Origin of the sequence: Thermaerobacillus caldiproteolyticus, from assembly GCF_015326725.1 — a bacterium.
In the GTDB taxonomy this organism is placed as follows: domain Bacteria; phylum Bacillota; class Bacilli; order Bacillales; family Anoxybacillaceae; genus Thermaerobacillus; species Thermaerobacillus caldiproteolyticus.
In genome coordinates this window covers 1,355,414-1,373,203 of sequence record NZ_CP064060.1, presented here as the reverse complement: position 1 = coordinate 1,373,203, position 17,790 = coordinate 1,355,414, and the positions used below count along the sequence as shown (strand labels likewise).

13 protein-coding genes and 4 pseudogenes are annotated in these 17,790 nt (G+C 37.7%); 12 read left to right on the top strand and 5 right to left on the bottom strand.

The window, feature by feature from the left end:
• Positions 1-45: 45 nt before the first annotated feature.
• Complete coding sequence (locus ISX45_RS06655) at positions 46-627, bottom strand: beta-class carbonic anhydrase (RefSeq protein WP_181556134.1); 582 nt, start codon at positions 625-627, stop codon at positions 46-48.
• 627 nt (positions 628-1,254) lie between these two features.
• Here ISX45_RS06655 and ISX45_RS06650 point away from each other — a divergent pair.
• The 3 genes and pseudogenes from ISX45_RS06650 (at position 1,255) to ISX45_RS20235 (ending at position 2,635) form a co-directional block, all read left to right on the top strand.
• Complete coding sequence (locus tag ISX45_RS06650) at positions 1,255-1,857, top strand: NAD(P)H oxidoreductase (RefSeq protein ID WP_194520324.1); 603 nt, start codon at positions 1,255-1,257, stop codon at positions 1,855-1,857.
• Positions 1,858-2,214: 357 nt separating this feature from the next.
• A complete protein-coding gene (locus tag ISX45_RS19880; RefSeq protein WP_267240201.1) occupies positions 2,215-2,349 on the top strand; it encodes a hypothetical protein in 135 nt (44 codons plus the stop codon).
• Between the two features lie 23 nt (positions 2,350-2,372).
• Positions 2,373-2,635 (top strand): annotated as a pseudogene (locus tag ISX45_RS20235) (NAD(P)-binding oxidoreductase).
• 848 nt (positions 2,636-3,483) lie between these two features.
• On the opposite strand, the gene ISX45_RS06640 reads toward ISX45_RS20235, so the two are convergent.
• Both ISX45_RS06640 and ISX45_RS06635 read right to left on the bottom strand, forming a co-directional pair.
• Complete coding sequence (locus ISX45_RS06640) at positions 3,484-4,395, bottom strand: pseudouridine-5'-phosphate glycosidase (protein WP_181556132.1); 912 nt, start codon at positions 4,393-4,395, stop codon at positions 3,484-3,486.
• Between the two features lie 3 nt (positions 4,396-4,398).
• Positions 4,399-5,496: a carbohydrate kinase gene (locus ISX45_RS06635; RefSeq protein ID WP_194520323.1), complete on the bottom strand. Its 1,098-nt coding sequence runs from the start codon at positions 5,494-5,496 to the stop codon at positions 4,399-4,401.
• Between the two features lie 356 nt (positions 5,497-5,852).
• Here ISX45_RS06635 and ISX45_RS06630 point away from each other — a divergent pair, with 356 nt between their 5' ends.
• The 3 genes and pseudogenes from ISX45_RS06630 to ybaK (ISX45_RS06625) all read left to right on the top strand — a co-directional run bounded on the left by ISX45_RS06630 (position 5,853) and on the right by ybaK (ISX45_RS06625) (position 7,266).
• The gene (locus tag ISX45_RS06630; protein ID WP_194520322.1) at positions 5,853-6,155 is read left to right on the top strand and encodes an ArsR/SmtB family transcription factor; all 303 of its coding nucleotides are present in this window, start codon (positions 5,853-5,855) and stop codon (positions 6,153-6,155) included.
• Positions 6,156-6,273: 118 nt separating this feature from the next.
• Positions 6,274-6,392: pseudogene (locus ISX45_RS20230) on the top strand (LLM class flavin-dependent oxidoreductase); the annotation flags it as partial.
• Positions 6,393-6,783: 391 nt separating this feature from the next.
• Positions 6,784-7,266, top strand: a complete 483-nt coding sequence (gene ybaK / locus ISX45_RS06625; RefSeq protein WP_181556129.1) for a Cys-tRNA(Pro) deacylase — start codon at positions 6,784-6,786, stop codon at positions 7,264-7,266.
• Between the two features lie 473 nt (positions 7,267-7,739).
• On the opposite strand, the pseudogene ISX45_RS06620 reads toward ybaK (ISX45_RS06625), so the two are convergent.
• Positions 7,740-8,021 (bottom strand): annotated as a pseudogene (locus tag ISX45_RS06620) (acetone carboxylase subunit gamma); the annotation flags it as partial.
• Positions 8,022-8,610: 589 nt separating this feature from the next.
• Between ISX45_RS06620 and liaG the strand changes: the two are divergent.
• From liaG to ybaK (ISX45_RS06600), 4 genes are all read left to right on the top strand, one after another.
• Positions 8,611-9,474: a LiaG family protein gene (liaG, locus tag ISX45_RS06615; protein ID WP_228485651.1), complete on the top strand. Its 864-nt coding sequence runs from the start codon at positions 8,611-8,613 to the stop codon at positions 9,472-9,474.
• Positions 9,475-10,448: 974 nt separating this feature from the next.
• Positions 10,449-11,588 (top strand): AimR family lysis-lysogeny pheromone receptor, encoded by a 1,140-nt coding sequence (locus ISX45_RS06610; protein WP_194520321.1) that lies wholly within the window; start codon positions 10,449-10,451, stop codon positions 11,586-11,588.
• A gap of 70 nt (positions 11,589-11,658) precedes the next feature.
• Positions 11,659-11,814 carry a hypothetical protein gene (locus ISX45_RS06605; protein ID WP_181556902.1) on the top strand — a complete coding sequence of 52 codons (156 nt, stop codon included), beginning with the start codon at positions 11,659-11,661 and terminating at the stop codon, positions 11,812-11,814.
• A 551-nt stretch (positions 11,815-12,365) separates the two neighbouring features.
• On the top strand, positions 12,366-12,848 hold the full coding sequence (ybaK, locus tag ISX45_RS06600) for a Cys-tRNA(Pro) deacylase (protein WP_194520320.1): 483 nt from the start codon (positions 12,366-12,368) through the stop codon (positions 12,846-12,848).
• 273 nt (positions 12,849-13,121) lie between these two features.
• Here the strand turns inward: ybaK (ISX45_RS06600) and ISX45_RS06595 are convergent, their stop codons facing one another.
• Positions 13,122-14,540: an amino acid permease gene (locus ISX45_RS06595; RefSeq protein ID WP_181556904.1), complete on the bottom strand. Its 1,419-nt coding sequence runs from the start codon at positions 14,538-14,540 to the stop codon at positions 13,122-13,124.
• A gap of 634 nt (positions 14,541-15,174) precedes the next feature.
• Here ISX45_RS06595 and ISX45_RS20045 point away from each other — a divergent pair.
• Together ISX45_RS20045 and ISX45_RS06585 are read left to right on the top strand one after the other, a co-directional pair.
• Positions 15,175-15,467, top strand: a pseudogene (locus ISX45_RS20045) (LysE family translocator); the annotation flags it as partial.
• A 227-nt stretch (positions 15,468-15,694) separates the two neighbouring features.
• Complete coding sequence (locus ISX45_RS06585) at positions 15,695-17,101, top strand: amino acid permease (protein ID WP_194520319.1); 1,407 nt, start codon at positions 15,695-15,697, stop codon at positions 17,099-17,101.
• Positions 17,102-17,790: the final 689 nt, after the last annotated feature.

Sequence of the window (17,790 nt, the reverse complement as noted above, 5' to 3'; positions counted from 1 at the left end):
CGAATAAGAAGTTCGTTTTATGAAGGCAAGCAGCAGTGCGGATGATCAGGTGGTTGCCCGGCCAATGCGGTTAGCTTCAGGTACTTCAATCAGACGACCGTTTTTCACGTCGTAAATAAAACCGTAGATCGCAATGTTGTTCGGAACAAGAGGATGGGAGCGAATCCGTTCGACATCGTCGATAACGCTCTGTTCAAGATTGTTGATCGTTAAGAATTCCATGTATTCTCCTGCTCTGGAACCGGGGCCTCTTCCCACGTCATGCCAATTTTGTCCATCGAACTTGGCTGTTTCCAAGCTGTTGGCGAGCAAATTACGGATAATTTCATTGGTAAACGTCTCCATACCACAATCGGTATGATGAATCACGAACCATTCCCGTGTTCCCAACAGCTTGTACGAGATGACGAGGGAACGAATCGCATCGTCGCTTGCCCGGCCTCCTGCATTTCGGATCACATGAGCATCACCTTCCGCAAGTCCGGCAAACTTGGCTGGGTCGAGACGCGCGTCCATGCAGGTCAAAATCGCAAATCGACGCTTCGGCGGCATCGGCAAATTTGCTTTGTCCCCGAAACTGGCAGAGTACACCTCATTTGCGGCCAACACTTCGCTCAAAACGCTCATTTTCCGCCACCCTTCCTTAAATAATTCTTATAAATTTTATAGGTTTACTATGATTATAATACTCCGTTTTTTGGCCGTCAATTAGCTCTTGTTCCACATGTATTTTATTTTCTATTGAGTTATATCGAGTGTTATTCCAGAAATTGGACAGAGATGTATCTGATTATAAAAATATACGGGGACGGGGGATTAATATAATTAATTAAGTTTTTGTTATCATAGATTGGGACATCTACTTGTAAACCCAGTGGAGTTGTTGGGCGAATTATTTTCCGGAAACGCTTTTTACTCATGGCAGATTAGAAACTAGGGACAGAGTCTTGCTACAGGTAACGTTGGTGTTATAAAAAAGAATTGAAGATTACTTTTCTGTCCCCCTATATTTAGATGAACAGGAAGCAGGGGAACGGAAGGGGGATAATATGATATCCGGTTATGGACATACTGCTTCTCAATGATAAACCATCCCAAAACGAGAGTTTTAGCTGAAGCCAACGGATGAAATTAAATTTGTTATATGACAACTGGAGCAAGAATCTTAATCGTTTGATTATGAATGAAGATAATGGTAAATTTCAAGATAGTTACTCAAAAAAATTGTTGAAAATCTGTTTAGGAGCTGATTACATGAGAGTGCTAACGATTGTCTCGCATCCTCGAAGGGATTCCCTTACTTTTGCCGTTGCCGAACGTTTTGTTCAAGGGTTAAAAGATGCCGGACATGAAGTTGAAATAGCGGATTTATATGGTGAAGAGTTTAATCCACTGGTATATGAACAAGATGAACCTGATTGGGACAACCCTCATAAAAAATATTCCCTGCGTGTTCAGGCAGAAATGGAAAGGCTAAAGAGAAATGACGGATTAGCGTTCATATTTCCATTATGGTGGTATTCGTTACCAGCCATTACAAAAGGATATATAGACCGCACATGGAATTATGGTTTTGCTTATGGAGGAGCGCGCCTTCCACACAAAAAGGTATTGTGGATTCCGCTTGTCGGGGAGACAGAGGAAAGTCTTAAAAAGAGAAATTTTGATACCATGATTTCCCATTATTTAAATGTTGGTTTAGCTGGCTATACAGGCATTTCTCAGTCTGAAGTGGCATTTCTGTATAATACGTTAGCTGAAGATATGGAAAACGAAGATGAAATCAAAAAACATTATGACAGTCTGCTTAATCGGGCGTATGAGCTAGGGAATACGTATAGCCATTCATTATCATGATAAATCGTGCGTCAAACAGATTCGGGACGATGATATGAGTTTTTCGCCTGATTACATTGAACTCATAGTTCAATACAGGATAATTGTATGGGGGACTTTCGGTAAAGTGCGCATCCCACAGTGCAGAGGAAGTAAAAACTTGCATTTGAATGCGACTGTGGAACTATGGCAACGGCAGTATAAAGTCAATCTCCATAGCGAAAGGGATCTATGGTTAGAACAAAAAGGAATGGGAATATGAAAGTCCTTATCGCAGGTGCAAACGGTCACACAGGTAGATTGATAGTGGAGCTTCTTGGGCAAAGTAATCGTCATGAAGCTTATGCAATGATTAGAGAGGCAGCGCAAGCGTAAAAATTGAAACAGCTTGTTGCCAAAGAAGCTATAGTGGCTGATCTTGAAGAAGATGTTTCTCATGCCGTTAAAGGTATAGGATGTGGTGATTTTGCTGCTGGATCCGGCTCAAAAACGGGTCCAGATAAAACCATTTAGACCAAGAAGGAGCAAAACGCCTTATTGATGCTGCCAAGAAAGAAAGCATCGCTCATTTTGTTATGCTTAGTTCATATGGATCTGGTGATCCACAAGCTATACCCAAAATTGCACATTACCTGAAAGCAAAGGGGAAGCGGATAGATACTTAGAAGAAAGCGGATTAACATATACCATTGTTCGTCCGGGGTTTCTAAGCTTTGAACCACCGACGGGTAAAGTCGAAATAGCTGAGCATTTTGAAAGCATTGAAGGAATATTCCACGTGGAGATGTGGCGCAAGTAATTGTGTCTTGTGTTGATATTGAAAATGCCAAAAACAAAACGTTTGAACTCCTCAATGGTAATCAACCGATACAGGATGCACTCAAAGCTCTTTGAGGTAAGGAGATAGTAATTAACGAGAACGATTTTATCCTTATTCCGATTTTCTGCTTCAGTAGCTATCCCCACAGTCAGAGAGAGATATTATTGATTTTCATAATGCCTCTTTTTTCCGTTCTTTAGACAGTAGCGGCAAAATCACGCTGTCCAAAGTTTCGTCCCGGATCCCATGCCATAGCAGGCATTTTAACGGCACGGTCTCACACTGGTGTGTTTTTTCGAACGGCTACTTCTTCTCAATATCAACCTCTTTTGATATTTTAAGAGGGAAAGATTCACCTTCGTTACGAAATAAAAAAATGCGAAGGGACTGATTGCTTTTATTGATATCCTGAATCGTTGTTCCATAGTTTCATATAGATATTTTCAATAGCAATTGCTTTATTGTTGATTGACAGGGGGACAGGCTGAGTAAAGGCTTCGAAACAATTCCAGCGCATATTAGCAGCTTAGCTTTTACAAAGAACATGAATCTCTCTTCTAGGATCGAAGGAGAATCGACCGTGACGCCGGAGGCGAACGACCTCGAGTGACAGTATGATTTACCTTGTCCTGTAAATGAGAATGGTATGTTAAAAGACTGATTTGAACTAACCAAGCTGCACCCATGCAGAGTAGAAGCAAGGTATTGTCTCCATTCGGATCTGAGAAGAGAAGATTCATACATAATGTTTTCTGTCAGTTGTCTACTGCATATTATTCTAAATATACATGAGGTTTGTTCGGTAGTCACAAGCACCTATCCAATAATTATCGCAAGTGAGCCGCAATGTTCGCGGCAAGGATGGCATTGTTTTTTACCAAGGCGATATTGGCTTCTAGGCTTTTACCTCCTGTTAATGTCTTTACTTTATCGAGTAAAAATGGCGTGACCGCTTTACCAGTGATCTGTTTTTTCTCTGCTTCTTTTAGAGCTTCTTCAATGATAGAAGTAATGTATGCTTCTTCTAATTCATCCTCTTTTGGGATTGGATTGGCAATGACAAGTCCCCCGTTTAACCCAAGTCCCCATTTCGCTTTGATTAATTGTGCAATTTCCTCAGCTGTATCCATGCGGTAATTGACCTTGAAAGGGCTCATTCTCGAATAAAAGGCTGGCAATGTGTCTGTACCATAGCCAATCACCGGGACACCATTCGTTTCGAGATATTCTAACGTAAGACCTAAATCTAAAATTGATTTTGCTCCTGCGCATACAACCGCTACATTTGTTTGCGCTAGTTCCTGTAAGTCAGCGGAGATGTCCATGGTTTGCTGGGCTCCGCGATGAACGCCGCCAATTCCGCCTGTCGCAAATACTTGAATCCCCGCCATATTTGCACAAATCATCGTAGCGGCAACGGTAGTTGCGCCATGCTTTTTTGTTGCGATGATATAGGGTAAATCTCTCCGGCTCACTTTTTCAATGTCTTTGCTTGTTCCTAAAAACTCAAGCTCATCATCTGTTAAGCCAATTCGTATTTTTCCATCTAAAATCGCAATTGTTGCAGGAACCGCGCCGTTTTCACGAATGAGATGTTCCACTTCTTTTGCTGTTTGTATATTTTGTGGATACGGCATCCCGTGAGAAATAATCGTTGATTCTAACGCAACAATCGGTTGGCGATTTTCCATCGCTTTCGCTACTTCTTCTGAAAAAACGAGTACGTCTTTAAGTTTCATTGTTTAGGCCTCCTCAGAAAAATATTGCTTATATGTTTGATTTAATAGGTGTTCATTCAGTTGTGTACATACTGTCTCTTTCGTTTGCAAAGCGATGATCGAACAGCTCATTCCTAATTTGCAGGCTTTTTCAAATGATTCTCCGTTGTTCATGCCATATAGGAAACCTGATGTAAACGAGTCGCCTGCTCCCGTTGCATCGATTACTTTTAACTTTGGTGCAGATATTGTCCCGTGTTCTCCTTTTTTATTTTTATATACAATTCCTTTTTCTCCTTGAGTAATAATGACATTCTCCGCTCCGAGAGCGAGGATTTTTTCACATGCTTCTTCTACATTCCCGCTCTCAAGACCTGCTAACGTCATCGCTTCGTCTTTATTAGCGATGAGCCATGTCACACCGTTAAGATCTGCAGGCAACTTTTTCACTTTTGGCGCAGAAACGGGTGCAATGCATAGAGGAATTTTTTCTTGATAGCAGCGCTCAATGACCATTTGCAATACATCACTAGGAAAATTCGTATCGAGTAAAACCATCGATGCAGATGAAATATGACTCCATCTTTTTTGAATAAAATCTTGACTGACTGTGTCATAGATCGCCATATCAGCGAGCGCAATTACCATTTCTCCATCATGATCCAGTACGGCCGTGTATGTGCCTGTGTTCATTTTCTCTACTTTCATTGTTTGGCTCGTATCAACGTACGGACTTGTTATTGAAAGAAGCCATTCGCCTTCTTGATCATCTCCCACAACGGTTAAGAGAGAAACTGAACTACCAAGCCGGCCAAGATTTTCAGCGACATTTCTCGCTACCCCACCACATGATTGCGTAATAGTTACAGGGTTAGAGGTGCCGAATTGGACTGAAGATTGCGCTTGTGCCTTGCGATCGACATTTGCTCCGCCGATACACATAATTCTGGATGGTTCGGGCAACACATAAGCTCTTCCAATAATCTTTCCTTGTTTCGTTAGTGAGGAGATATAGCCGGCTACCGCAGACCGTGAAAGATCAAGCTCCTCTGCCAGTTTACTTTGTGTAATAAATGGGTTTTTTCTTATCAATTCTAATATTAACTTTTCTTTCTCATTCATCAGAATGCACCTCAGCATTCATTTAATTATAAACATTTGTCTATATAATAAACAAATGTTTTGTAGCTGTCAAAGAGACTTGTCTCCGCTTAAAAGAAATATGCATGTTCCGTAAGCAAAGAGCCATCTCTTTGGAAGAGGGATTTTGTAAAAACTTGATTCACGCCAAAGAAGATAAAATATTGTAGATTTCTTGGTGATATGCTAATCATGTTCATACATGAATTTCCTTGATAGGGGAGTTGGGTTGCATATCTTATCTAACTAGGGAATTAATTAATTTATGTTAGTTGATTTACTCAAGTACAGTAATGTAATATAAAAAATACGATTGATTGACGAACTTGGAGGTAACAATGGAACTTTTGGAAGTGTTTAAAGCCTTGTCCAATGAAACGAGGCTGCAGATCATAAAGTGGTTAAAAAATCCTGAAATCCACTTTCCAAAACCGCAACACGGGGATATACACGAAGATGGAGTTTGCGTGAGCGACATCCATAAAAAAGTGGGATTATCTCAATCTACAGTGTCCCTTTACCTATCGATGCTGCAAAATGCCGGATTGATAAAAGCAAAACGAGTTGGGCAGTGGACTTATTATAAAAGAGATGAGGAGAACATCAAAAAATTGATTGAACTGTTATCTAGGGAATTATAAGTTTAAATCCTCGCCTTAGATCGTAAGCGTCATTACCATTTTGAACTTGAATTTTTTTATATTATTAATATTGATAATTCTAGATATTTATAAATATAGAAAATCCGTAGGAACGATGATGAACCGATTTGATAAACATAAAGGATATGCATGTTTAAAGAAAACCATCTGACTCTTGGGTTATTCTTTCCTATAGAATCGTACGAGGGCAGCATTCCGGAGATGAACGTTGAACAATAAAGGATTTGGCAATTCAAAATGAAAATGTTGAAAAATTTGCGATTGCTGTCAGAGTAACACACGGACTCATAAGCAGAGTTACGAAAAATAAAAAGGACGCATAATCAGCCCTGAGATCGGAATGGGCGGTCTTGGGGTCGTTTTACGTAAGCACAATCCCTTGCAAAATCTACCGGCCTTAATGCGAGTCCAATGAAGTATTGACGCATTCTCGAGCCATGATTGTGATTCATTACGGCATATAAATACAAGGCAGCAGCGAATAGCCATTATCGTGTATGTAAATCTTGTTGAAACAAAACTTCCAAACAACGTCTCCCAAAATGAAGTATTATTGACATAACACCGGCAGATGTGGTTTATCTAAAACGAACATGGAGGGAGAAAAATGTCAAAAGCAAAAACCAATGCGATGCGTGTTCTTGATAAGAAAATGATTCCTTACAATGTCATTACCTACGACAGTCAAGATGGAAAAATCGATGGAATTTCTGTTACCAATAAAATTGGGAAAGACCCTCAATCGGTGTATAAAACATTAGTAACGCAGGGGAACAGCGGAAACATTTATGTGTTTGTCATCCCTGTGGAGTCAGAGCTGGATTTGAAAAAAGCTGCGCAAGCAACGGGTGAGAAAAATATCGCGCTGGTGCCGATGACAGATATACAAAAGTTGACGGGCTATATCCGCGGAGGGTGTTCACCGATAGGCATGAAAAAACTTTATCCGACCTTTATTGATTCTAGTGCTTCTCAACTTGAGCATATCGTCGTCAGCGGCGGAAAAATCGGTGTGCTAATTGAACTTAGTGTAGAAGCTTTACAAAACGTAACAGAAGCTGCGCTGCAAGAAGTGGTAAAAAAGCAATGAATTTTTGAGTATATTAAACGCTTAATCGCGAACCAATTTATTCCGCATTTGGTCTTAACACTCCGTGCGAATCTGAATAGGTTTACTAATCAGAGAAAAGTGGCTGTCTAAGCTAGAGTTTTCTCGCTATTTATCTTATCGTGTCCATTCTTTAGCATAGCACCAAGCGGGAAGGAAAAGGGGATTTGTTTGAACTACACAATTATGATTGGATTGGAGGAAGAAGGGGAGACGTTTACGTTATACTTTAATTATAAAGATAACGGAGGGATAGCCAGCTATGCCGACATGTAACAGTAGAGTAAAATTAGAGAACGAAAAAGGAAACCACCGATAAAATAGTGGTTTCCTCATGATCTATTATCGTTCCTTCTTTGTTGACATCAGCATCTCCAGCATCAGGGAGGTAAATGCTTACACTTCTTGATATGAAATGAAACAGCTGGAGGTAAAAAGCCGTCATCTGTTCATATTTATTTCGTTTGGGGCGGACGTTTCAGCCGTTCCTTATAAGAACCTATCGATATCAGGTTCGAAATCTTTTATGACCGGATACCAAGGAGTTACCGCTTCTGCCTCAAGCTGAGTCGCACAGCCAGGGCAGTAGTATTCGCGGAGTATCTGCCATTCCGGATTTTGCGCCAGCATTTTTGGATACAGCTCCGTCAATTTTTCCTCAGTATCACGAACATATACTCATGAAGTTTCCAGTTATCACTTGCCTCGCAGAATTCATGTCCGCAATCGTTCTTCATGAAGAGAGCAAAGAAAGTGCACGATGCAGAGGTCGTGCTAAAGATGATCAAAGAATTTTAGAACCGTTTTTAGATATAAGTGTTTTCCCTTCCAACGCCACTTAATAAATTCATCATAAATAAGTCTCAAGCCTTATTTGAATATACATTTCAGGTCTATTTCGGAGAATCTCTTTTCTTTGTATCGTTAAGATGGAAAAGGGAGAGAAATTTTGGTTGAAATGGGTTTAGGTTTATTCTTTAAGCCAATTTATCTCTATGCTGCTTGGAGTTTTTGAGAATTAGTTGTTGATAAGGCTCATCATCTTCTCTAAGAGGTGAGGATTTGGAGAAGTATTGTTAGAGTATTTGTTTAGGTAAGCTGCTTGTACTAGAGACTTATCAATATGGAGCAAGCCCGTTTTATTGGTAGATTTAAATGAAAAATTATTGTTTGGTTCAAGATATGGGGGGAGATCATGCAAGCTTCTAACGAAATATGTTTGTATAAAAATAGGAAGTGATATTTCTTCTTGCTGCAAGGAATGGCTAAAGGATAAGCAAAAGCTAATGATGGAAACTAAAAATACTATGGAAAGAAGGGAAAACATTGAAAGGATTTTTTATGATTCTATTGGGTGTCATTGGATTATATGTTATCTTTTTTAATCCAATTGACTTTAGTTGGTTGTCTTTTGGAAATCAAGCAACTCAGTCCGTTATATCTAAGAAAATTGATATGATTGAAATTGATGTTTCAGGTGTTAACACAACGATTATTCCGGAAAAACGAGAAGATTTAAAGGCAGATCTAGATGGAAAGGGAAAATTGATCGTTAAACGCCACGGGGACAAGGTAGAGGTAAGTGTGAAACGAACAAGGAAATGGTTTGACTGGTTTTTATTCAATAAAAAGGCGAGACTGAATATTTATATTCCTAAAGATTATGATCGAAATATGGCTATAAATCTAGGCTCAGGGAATCTGAGTTTTTCCGGCCATTCTAAAAATGAACCGATGAAATTAAATGAATTACTATTAGATGTAGGCTCAGGCAACATCAACCTAAAGAATTTATCGGTTAAATATTTTGAGCACAATGGTTCGTCAGGTAATGTCGAGATAGATTCATTAACGACAGAAACAGGATCATTTGATGTTAGTTCAGGAAGTCTCAATGTAAAGCATTATATTGGAGCTATTAAGGCTGAATTATCATCTGGAAATTTAAATGTACAAATGGACAAATTAATAGATTCAGTTGATATTGAAGTAAGTTCAGGAAAGGTCGATATTAATCTGCCGACCAATGCTGACTTTACTTTAAATGGAAAGACAAGTAGCGGTAATATAACATGTGATTTCCCGCTAACTAGTAAAAAAATAAGTAATAAAAACATTAAAGGTATTCATGGGTCTGGGAAGCATCAGATTGATCTAACCGTATCAAGCGGCAACATCAATATTTATTAAAATAACGCAAAAAAGAGGCAACTTATTTAGTTTTGTGTATCTAACTTCAAAAACAATGAATGATGTTCCCTAAGCTATAAAAATGACATATAGTTGTCGACTAACACTCGAAAGAAAACCAAAAGCAGCCTAAACCTTCTTTATTCAGGTTTCAGGCTGCTTTTCAAATAAAACTCCTAGTATAAGAGTGCTTATGCTTTCAAATAGGCAAGCCCCTAATTCATTTATTCCTCTCTGTTACTTGTCTAGCAATGCTTCAAAGAACATATCCTGTAATTCCACAGTAACTGGCCGTCAATAGTCAGTGAATCGTGTGCCTTTTTGTTTTAAAGTTGTAGAAGGATCTCTACGTTATCACCGGTAAAGAAGGGGCTACCAATTATGTAATTCAGTATGCATAATTTTTCCTGCATGTTCGTTAAGAATGTTAATTTCGCTTCTTTTTACTTTTGCTGTTGCGAAAAATGCAATAAATAAGAAAGAACTCACTAAAGGAGGTGAGTTCTAGTTTCAAAGGAAGTAATCACAATAAACGTATTAAGCGAGCAAGACATTCAAATATATCAATCAATATAGAGCAGGAAAAGTAAATGGTAGGAGATGTTAGTGGAATTTTTTCATGATTGAATTGTAAAGGTTTTTTCGTCTACAATATAGAAACTATATTCAAATGCTCAAATATTGACTATATAAATATTTTGTAATATAGTGTTGAGACATTTCCTTTTCTCATTAAATGGAAGGTATGTTTGTATTCTGTTTTTAGTCGGAAAAGGGGGAACGACGTAGTTTGAATAGAAAAGAAAATTTCCTGTAATTATCGAATCATGATAGGTATTGAATTTTTTATATCATGATATTATAAGAACTAAATCTTTAATAATGTTTCGCTCGGTTTCAATTAGATTAATTACCTCCTATTTAAGAATTATTGTTTCATAGAAAAATTTAAAAATAGTAGAGGGGGGTATATAGTGAGAAAGATAATATCACAAATCAGACAGGAGTTAGGGCGAAAAGAGATTTCACCATCATATTTGGCGAAAATGCTAAATGTATCACTAACATGTATCAATGAGTTTTTTAATGGCACAAGGCAGTTGAATTTTAGTGATTTTTTACAAATCATCAATCTTTTATTTGATAAAGATAACCAACAGCCATTAATTTTGGATTATTGTTTAAGCACAGAAAGCAAAGAGGATATTAGGGAAGCAATGGAATGGGCTTCCAATAACTGTTTTTATGAGCTATTATCCGATTTAATAGATATCTATCCAAGCAAATTTAGCGATTTATACTCTCTTTTGTTAAAACGAAATAAAAACGAATTATCTCCTATTCAATTATACAATGAATTAGAAATGATTAAATTTAAAATGGGAAATGAAACTGAGATACCCGAGGTTCAAGTTCTAGTAAGGATCGCTTCTTTGTATAGTTTTCTTAGTTTAAAATCATATGGATTGATTCTGCCTCTTGCTCAGGATGCCTTAAATCAGGCTGAATCTATTACAAACCGCTATATAAGAGAGTCTTATGTTATCCGGATAAAAGAGGTAATGGCCATATACTATATGAAACAACTACAGCTGGAAGAGGCTATCAAAGTGGCGCGGGGGATCATAAATCTATCGAATTTTGAAAAATTTCCGTTAACAGTGAATTCTATGCTATGTTTGTTAGCGGAAATATATGTATACAGTGATTACTGCAAAAGTATTTATTACATCGAAAAGGCGATAGAACATTTCAAAGAATTAGGGATGTCAGAGAAATTTAAAAACCGTGAGAACATGCTTTATGCAACCCATGATTTTATCAAAATCACGAATGGAATGTATAAAAATTTATATTTAACGGATAAGGCAGAAGAAGCCCATTATCTATCCCGACAACGGGATGAATCTTCCAAGGAAAGGGCGCTCTATCTTTTAGAGAAAATCGCAAAAGAAAGAGGAAAACTTTCGCCGTTTCAAATTTACTATAAGGCGCTTGCTTTGGGGGATGTACAATTGATGAGATTTGCGGAAGAAGAATTTTTAAAAGCCGGAGATTTATTTTACGCTCAATTGCCAAGAAGATATTTAGTGAAAGATAGTTCTGAAAATTAAGTGTTTTTGTTGAAATATATCATAAATATAGGTTAAAATGTAAATAGATATAAGAAAAGGAGGTATGATAATGAAGAGGAAATTTCTATCATCACTTCTCATTGCTGCTTTTGCATTAACATTAGGTGTGGCGAATGACTATGGGACAAAATCGGAAACAGCTTCAACTTCTAGTAGTGTTCAAACATTACCTGCTCCTACCGATCCAGGTGGCGGCGGACATTGATCAAAACCCCTCTAATATTTATTATAGAGAGAACAATAACGTACTAATGCATGGTAGTCTATTCGTTTTGAATAGGCTTTTTTGTTTGGTATAAATCCTTTGTAAATCATGTAAATAAATATATTATATTGTATAAATATTTTAAAGGTTTGATACCTCTTTAAGATTTGTTGAATCTTTCTAACTAAAGGCGAATGACAGGGACATCTATTTATTTCGGCAGGAACATACAAGAAGATTTAAAGAACGGATAAAAAATATTTATGCAAAAACGCAGAATGAATACATAAATGAACATAAAAAAAAGTCTGCTCTATTGGAAATTATTATAGTTACCAAACCATACGCTTCTAAAGAATGAACACTATCATGATTTCCAAACCTATTACAGAACATGTTTGTTCCATTGAAAATACTCCTCTTTGAGTGGTTTATAAAAAAGTTAATTTTAGTTCACAGCTTAACCGTTCGCCAGCTTGAGCTAAGTTGGGCTTAGCCGTAACATAAGAAGGGGACGCGGTTTATCAAAAACGAACATGGAGGAGAAAAAAATGGCAAAAGCAAAAACCAATGCGATGCGTGTTCTTGATAAGAAAATGATTCCTTACAATGTCATTACCTACGACAGTCAAGATGGAAAAATCGATGGGGTTTCTGTTGCCCATAATATCGGGAAAGATCCTCGATTCGTATATAAAACATTAGTAACGCAGGGGAACAGCAGGAACATTTATGTGTTTATCATCCCTGTGGAATCGGAACTGGATTTGAAAAAAGCTGCACAAGTAACGGGTGAGAAAAAAGTAGAAATGGTGCCGGTAAAAGATATACAAAAGTTGACAGGATATATCCGCGGAGGGTGTTCGCCGATAGGCATGAAAAAACTTTATCCAACCTTTATTGATTCTAGTGCTTCTCAACTTGAGCACATTGTTGTCAGCGGCGGCAGGATCGGCGTGCAAGTGGAACTTAGCGTGGAAGCTTTACAAAGCATAACAGAAGCTGCACTGCAAGAAGTGGTAAAGAAGCAATGAATAAATCGAGGGAGTAATGATGGGGACTTTGAGACCGAATAAAAAAATACATTTATGAAGATTACTTCACATGAGACGATGTGATTAAGTTTCTGTGGTCAATTCCCGGTAAAACAGATACTTTCACTCAAGAAACATGGGGCTGGTCCTACTTGTAGCAGACAGGAAAAAGCACAGGCTTGTACTGTTATACTATATGAGAAATCTAATTAGACGATGGAATGGTATACAAAAAGGGACCTTAGATGTTCTTTGGTCCCCTGTCACATGAAGTTATGCTGTTTTTGATTCCACTTGTTCATTATTGATAGGCTTTCTCATGATAAAAGGGTATAATACTAGCCCTAAAACGAATAATCCAATTCCTAATAAGAACGTGTTCCAATCTGCTGTTCCTGTCTTAACAACCCAGACAGAGTAAATCAGAGCTAGAATGGTAATAACTCCGTCGTAGATTCGCAATCTCTTTGTTGTTTGATATGTCTCTCCTGTAATGATCAATTTGAGTTGATAAAGAACAGAAACAAGGTACGGAACTAAATAGGCAAGTGTTGCTACGACAATAGCAAAGTTGTAAGCTTGGTTTACCGTTCCAGACACCGTTGAAAATAAAAAGAGCTGTGTCATGAAATTCGTAATAAACAAGGAACGAACAGGACTCCCTTTTTTATTCGTTTTAGCAAAGAAAGCTGGGAATAATCCTTCTTTTGCCGCTTGATAAGGTACCTCAGAACTAACAACAATCCATCCAATTGTAGACCCAAATAATGAAATGAGTGCTAAAATAGCCATAATATAAGCTCCATTGTTACCAACGACTGCACGCAGAGCATCAACAAGCGGTTTTTGCGATTGCTGTAATTCTTCTTGAGGAATAGCTCCCATTGTCAATAACGTAATACCGACATAAATGAGTACAGAGATTACTAATCCGAGCAGGGTAGCTTTTTTTACATCCTTTTGTGATTTGGCACGATTGGAAAGCATAACAGCTGATTCAATTCCAATAAATGCCCACAGCATTGTAATGGCTGCCCCATTAATCTGGCTTGTAAGAGATAAAGACTGTCCTTTCTTATTTACAAAATGAAATCCATCTCCTAAATTAGAAGCATCAAATATCCAAACGGTTAAGATAATAAAAATAAGAAAGCCAACTACTTTTGTTCCTGTTGTTAAAATATTAATGTTTCCAGCATAGTTGAAGTCGCGAGAAAGAATCCACTGAATTCCCCATAAAACAACGGTGCATACAGTAAATGTGAGAGCTTTTCCTACTTCTAGTTGAAAAGACCCAATTGTCAGTAATACTTGTTTACTTTGCATAACCGGAAAAAAGGTACTTAAATAGCCTGCAAAGGAAATAATGACAGAAGCAGTTGCTGCCCAGTTCGCTGCCCAATATCCCCATGCCATGCTGTATCCTGCTACATTCCCAGCTTTTGGTGAAGAAAACATCGCTTGTGCATAGCTTTGCGGTCCTGCTTTTAATTCAGGTTTCCTTATAGCTAAATTTCCAAATACAAGAGCAATCATCCATACACCAAATCCCGTTGCAATCCAAGCAAGGGTTGATCCCATCGGGCTTGCTACTTGAGCTAAACTAGCTGGAAGCATAAATATGCCTCCGCCAATCATATTTCCAACTACAAATGCGGTTAAAATCCATACGCCCCATTTTTTCGTTGCCATGCGATTTCCTCCTTATATAAAACTCTAGATGTGGGTTTGTTAAACAATAGTAGGAATGCGTTAGCTGATTTTTATGTATTACAGTAAGATAATATAATATTATTTTAGTTTGGTAAAGTAATAATATATTAAAGAAATAAAGATTATTAATTCTAAATAATCCTTATTATTTCAAAACTTAATTATTTAGAATGTCCAAACAAGTCTAAAGAGAAAAGTAGGACATGTTTCATTTGACGCTGGAGGAATAAGAAGTCTATCAAAAACGTCCGCTCCCGAAATATTGTGACTATGGACCGGATCATCGATTGACGATGGCCGAGAAATCGAGAGCGTAAGGAATGAAGAAAATAAAAATCCAAGAGATTCATCACTATTATCACCATGCGGAGAAATTCTAGTGAGTAGAAGGGCGCAAGAATTGCAAATTGATATAAACATATAACGGTTTTGCATTCGGTTGTTTTTGGTCCAGAAAGGCAAACAGATATCGATAAATTCTTAGAAGCAGTAAGAAAACAAAAGAAAAAGGAAGAAAACTTTATTTTTCTTCCTTGCTCCTATTCTCCAGGTTTCTAGCAATCTCTTTTAAAATTTGAACCTTCTTCATTACAGTATTTGGAATCAGGGGAGATATATGCAGGGAGTCATAACAAATGTTACAAATCCAAAAGTAGCTTTATTCTTTATTTCTTTTCTTCCGCAATTTATTATTACAGACAATCCTTATGGTCCCATTCCCTTTATTATTTTAGGAATTTCGTTTATTACTACTGGTACTCTTTGATGTTTAATTGTTGCATATTTTGCTTCATTCGCTACTAAAAACTAAGAGAAAATACAAAAATAGCAAACCTATTAAACAAATTAACGGGCATTGTTTTTATAGGGTTAGGTATAAAACTATTCCAAACAAAAGCGTCTTAATAAATATCATTTTTCCTTGTTCAACTAGTAGGTGCGATAGTTGAATAAGGCAAAAGACCAACTGCGTGGAACAAGACTAACAAAAAGTCTGATTTATTCGTGTTTTTTATTATTTTCATAATATTGGATATTTATTTTACTTTTGCAACACGCCCCATTATGATAAAATAATCTAAAACTTGTTTCTTTTTAGATTATTAAAAGGTTACAATAGGGAGGAGACATCAATGAATGCTTTTTTCAGAAAAAAGTCTATTGACCAATTGCAACGAGAGGGTGCCAAAAACACAGGGCTAAATAGAGTCTTAGGATTATGGCAACTTACTGCAATTGGTTTAGGTGGTATTATTGGGGTGGGTATCTTTGTATTAACGGGTGTAGCCGCTGCTGAACACTCGGGACCTGCAGTTATCTTATCATTCATTATTGCTGGACTGGCTAGTGCAGCGGCTGCACTGTGTTATGCAGAATTTGCTGGTTTAATACCTGTCGCTGGAAGCGCTTACACTTACAGCTATGCTGTATTAGGAGAAGTAGCAGCGTGGCTGATTGGATGGGATTTATTACTTGAATATACCCTAGTTGTTGCAGTAGTAGCTATCGGGTGGTCTGGTTACATGCAAGAAATTCTCCAACAAATTGGAATACACCTTCCTGCATGGGCACAAGGCGCTCCGGGCACTGGAGCTGGTCACAAAGTAGACTTGATTGCGATGTTAGTTAGCCTTGCCATTGCTGGTTTGCTTTACTTAGGTATCGAATGGGGTTCTAAATTTAATAACCTCATGGTTGTTATTAAGTTAAGTATTATTCTAGTGGTGATTGCTGTAGGAAGTTTCTATGTTGATTCTGCTAACTGGCATCCTTTTATGCCTTTTGGCTTTCATGGTGTAATGAGTGGGGCAGCTCTCGTATTTTTTGCTGTATTTGGCTATGACACCTTAACTACAGCGGCAGAAGAGGCAAAAAATCCGCAACGTGATCTGCCGATAGCTGTCGTATTGTCCTTGGCCATTGCCCTATGTCTGTATATCGGGATGTCTCTCGTTATTACAGGTATGGCTCCGTATCATACACTCAATGATGCAGCGCCAGTAGCCAAAGTCTTTAGTGATGTCGGGTTGAAGTGGATTACGATCATCATTTCTGCTTCTGCTATTGCGGGTATTCTGTCTGTGTTATTTTCCTTTATGCTGGCAGGTTCACGCATATGGTTTGCCATGAGCCGCGACGGCTTATTACCAAAATGGTTTACGAAGGTACACCCTAAATTTAAATCACCTTATCGTCCGACTTTAATAATTGGTGTGATTACCGCATTCGTTTCAGGATTTACTCCGATTGCTGAGGTAGCTGAACTAGTCAACATTGGAACACTGTCAGCGTTTATCTTAATTTGTGCATCCATCATTGTGCTGCGAGTGAAACGACCAGAACTTGAAAGAAAATTTAGAACGCCGTTTGTTCCGGTAGTTCCTTTGATTGGAATCGGATTTTCAATCTACCTTATTATCAGCCTGCCTGAAATTACTTGGATTCGTTTTATAGTTTGGATGATTATAGGTTTGATTATTTATGTATTTTACGGTAAGAGAAAGAGCAACTTAGCGAAAAGTTTTCCAAACGAACAGTAAAACTTAAGGAAACATTTGTTTCCCTATTTGCAATGATACGGGATCACATCAATAATATGATAAGGCTATATTGTATAAGAAAAAGGGGAATTCCTTATTATATAGGAATTCCTTTTTTAATCGCTATCTACCCTAAAAATAGGGGAAAGCCAAAAAAGATAACTTGCGCTCAGCTGTCATTTTATCTGGAGGAAAGAGGAAAAGAAAAAGGAATCATTTCTCTGGTTCAATTTTATTATAAAGTGCATTTTCATCTAATATACAACTGATGCGGTTTGCGGAAGCGGAGTTTTTTATTTATTTCATACCGAGTTATAGATGGGGAATTAAGGATAATAACATAATTTCGGGTATTTTTGTTATATATAATATATGTGGATGTGATGAAAGGGAGGAGATTGTTGCTGTTACTTGTTATTGGTATTGAGTGGAAAGTGGTGATGAGAGGAAAACTGTAGAAGACACGATATCTACTAATGTTCAAACACTATCGGTTAGTGACCCAAGTAGTGGCGGACATTAATTCCAATTCTACAGATAAGGTGCCAAACAGCTGTCGTTTTATATAAGACTAACTTGGAGACACGACTTCTCAGACATAAAACGATCTACTTCGCGTCTTTGCAATAATTATGTTCTTTTTTGTTATTAATGCACTAAAAAATAAAAACATGAACTAGCGGCATATG

Excerpts from the sequence above, each read along its gene's own strand:
- ybaK (WP_194520320.1), top strand. The coding sequence starts at position 12,366 with ATGGCAAAAGCAAAAACCAATGCGATGCGTGTTCTTGATAAGAAAATG.
- ISX45_RS06640 (WP_181556132.1), bottom strand. The coding sequence starts at position 4,395 with ATGAAACTTAAAGACGTACTCGTTTTTTCAGAAGAAGTAGCGAAAGCG.
- ISX45_RS06655 (WP_181556134.1), bottom strand. The coding sequence starts at position 627 with ATGAGCGTTTTGAGCGAAGTGTTGGCCGCAAATGAGGTGTACTCTGCC.
- ISX45_RS06650 (WP_194520324.1), top strand. The coding sequence starts at position 1,255 with ATGAGAGTGCTAACGATTGTCTCGCATCCTCGAAGGGATTCCCTTACT.
- ISX45_RS06605 (WP_181556902.1), top strand. The coding sequence starts at position 11,659 with ATGAAGAGGAAATTTCTATCATCACTTCTCATTGCTGCTTTTGCATTA.
- ISX45_RS06595 (WP_181556904.1), bottom strand. The coding sequence starts at position 14,540 with ATGGCAACGAAAAAATGGGGCGTATGGATTTTAACCGCATTTGTAGTT.
- ybaK (WP_181556129.1), top strand. The coding sequence starts at position 6,784 with ATGTCAAAAGCAAAAACCAATGCGATGCGTGTTCTTGATAAGAAAATG.
- ISX45_RS06635 (WP_194520323.1), bottom strand. The coding sequence starts at position 5,496 with ATGAATGAGAAAGAAAAGTTAATATTAGAATTGATAAGAAAAAACCCA.
- ISX45_RS06585 (WP_194520319.1), top strand. The coding sequence starts at position 15,695 with ATGAATGCTTTTTTCAGAAAAAAGTCTATTGACCAATTGCAACGAGAG.
- ISX45_RS06630 (WP_194520322.1), top strand. The coding sequence starts at position 5,853 with ATGGAACTTTTGGAAGTGTTTAAAGCCTTGTCCAATGAAACGAGGCTG.